The following is a 2,424-nucleotide window of genomic DNA, read 5'->3' as shown; positions in this document are numbered from 1 at the left end:
AGTGACCGCTTTATTACCTGATCCACCGCATTCGCGAGCAAGCCCGCTCCCACACTTACTGCGTTACACCTTGGGAGTGGTGGTGTTGGTGGTGGCGCTGCTGTGGCTGGCCGACCGCATCTGGCCGTTACCGCTCCCTCAGGATGATCTGGCACGCGTCGTCCTCGCCGAAGACGGCACGCCCTTGTGGCGCTTCGCCGATGCCAACGGCGTCTGGCGCTACCCGGTGCACACCAGTGAAGTCTCGCCCTATTACCTCGACGCGCTACTCACCTACGAAGACCGCTGGTTCTACTCGCACCCCGGCGTAAACCCGCTGGCACTGGCGCGCGCAACCTGGCAGAACCTCACCGGCGCGCGGGTGGTGTCGGGCGGCAGTACCTTGTCGATGCAGGTCGCGCGCTTGCTCGACCCGCACTCGCGCACCTTCCTCGGCAAGCTGCGCCAGTTGTGGCGCACGGCGCAGTTGGAATGGCACCTGTCCAAGGATGAAATCCTCAACCTCTACCTGAACCGCGCGCCGTTTGGCGGCACCCTGCAAGGTGTGGCAGCAGCCAGTTGGGCGTACCTGGGCAAGTCCCCGGCCCAACTGACCCACGCCGAAGCCGCGTTGCTCGCGGTATTGCCCCAGGCTCCCAGCCGCCTGCGCCCCGACCGCCATCCGCAGCGCGCCCAGCAAGCCCGCGACAAAGTGCTGCGGCGCCTCGCCGAGTTCCAGGTGTGGCCGCAAGCCGCCGTCGAGGAAGCCCTGGAAGAACCGCTGCTGCTCGCCCCACGCCTGGAACCGAGCCTGGCGCCCTTGCTCGCGCGCCGCCTGAACCGCCCCGACAGCCCGCCGCTGATCCGCACCACCCTCGACGCTACCTTGCAGCGTCGTCTCGAAGACCTGCTGCTGGGCTGGCGCGCACGCCTGCCGGAACACACCTCGGCGGCCATCCTGGTGGTGGAAGCGGAAAGCATGGCCGTGCGCGCTTACCTCGGCTCGGTGGATATCAACGACGCCAAGCGCTTTGGCCATGTGGACATGATTAGCGCGTTGCGTTCGCCGGGCTCGACGTTGAAACCCTTTCTCTACGGCATGGCGCTGGACGACGGCCTGATCCATTCCGAATCCCTGCTGCAAGACGTCCCCCGGCGCTACGGCGATTACCGCCCGGGCAACTTCTCCATGGGCTTTACCGGCGCGGTGCCGGCGAGCACGGCGCTGTCCAGCTCACTCAACCTGCCGGCGGTGCAGTTGCTGGAAGCGTATGGGCCCAAGCGTTTCGCTGCACAGATGCGCATCGCTGGCGTGCCCCTGGCGTTGCCCACGTTGGCCGAGCCGAACCTGGCCTTGATCCTGGGGGGCGCGGGCAGTCGCCTGGAAGATTTGGTCAGCGGCTACAGCGCCTTCGCCCGCGACGGCAAAAGCGCGACGATCCGTTTGCAGCCGGATGACGTGCTCAGGGAGCGCCCGATGTTATCCCCAGGCGCCGCGTGGATTGTGCGGCGCGTCCTCAGCGGCCAGGCGCGGCCCGACCGCGACCCGCGTGCCGAGCTGGTCCAGCGGCCGGTGCTGGCCTGGAAAACCGGGACCAGCTACGGCTTTCGCGATGCCTGGGCGATTGGCGTGGGCCCGCGTTATTTGATCGGCGTGTGGATCGGCCGCCCGGACGGCACGCCGGTGCCCGGCCAGTTCGGCCTGGCCTCGGCGGCGCCGTTGATGTTGCAGGTGCACGATGTGCTGACCAACCGCGACAGCCAGCGCGGCATCAGCGCCCCCGTCAGGCCGGTGCCGGCGAATGTGGGCGTGGCGGCGATCTGTTGGCCGCTGGGCCAGCCGATGAATCGCAGTGATCCCAATTGTCGCCGCCAGCGCTTCGCGTGGACGCTGGACAACACCACGCCGCCGACCATGCAGGCGCTGGATCAACCGTTGAGCGTGGGCTTGATGGAGAGCGTATGGGTGAACGCCCAGGGCCTGCGGGTGGACGCCCGTTGCGCGGGCGCAGAGCTGAAAAACATTGCCCTATGGCCTGCGCCGTTGGAGCCGTGGTTGCCGCGCGTCGAACGCCGCGAAGCACGTATCCCGGCCGCCGATCCCGATTGCCCGCCACCGGCATTGGCAGCGTCGTCACCGCTGTCGATTGTCGGCGTGCGCGAAGGGGATCAACTGCGCTTGCCCGCCGCCAGCCAACAGGCGCTGCGCCTGAAGATCTCGGCGTTGGGCGGCAGTGGGCGGCGCTGGTGGTTTCTCAATGGCGAGCCGTTGGGGGATAGTGCCAATCAGGACTTTATCAATGCCAGTTTCGAGCGGCTGGGGCGCTATCAATTGAGTGTGCTGGATGAGGCGGGGCAGACGGCACGGCTTGAGTTCAGCGTCGTCGACTAGATCGCCTTCGCGAGCAAGCCCGCTCCCACATTTTGATCTGTGAATACCTTCAA

The 2,424-nt window shown here is 67.0% G+C and carries 1 protein-coding gene; it reads left to right on the top strand.

The window, feature by feature from the left end; translation table 11 throughout:
• Positions 1-79: 79 nt before the first annotated feature.
• Positions 80-2,371 (top strand): peptidoglycan glycosyltransferase PbpC, encoded by a 2,292-nt coding sequence (gene pbpC, locus NUV89_RS29180; RefSeq protein WP_257784042.1) that lies wholly within the window; start codon positions 80-82, stop codon positions 2,369-2,371.
• Positions 2,372-2,424 lie beyond the last annotated feature (53 nt).

Source organism: Pseudomonas sp. 18.1.10 (genome assembly GCF_024655625.1).
Classification (GTDB): Bacteria; Pseudomonadota; Gammaproteobacteria; order Pseudomonadales; family Pseudomonadaceae; genus Aquipseudomonas.
Note: the sequence above shows the minus strand (reverse complement) of the source record. Positions and strands in the feature narration are given on the sequence as shown.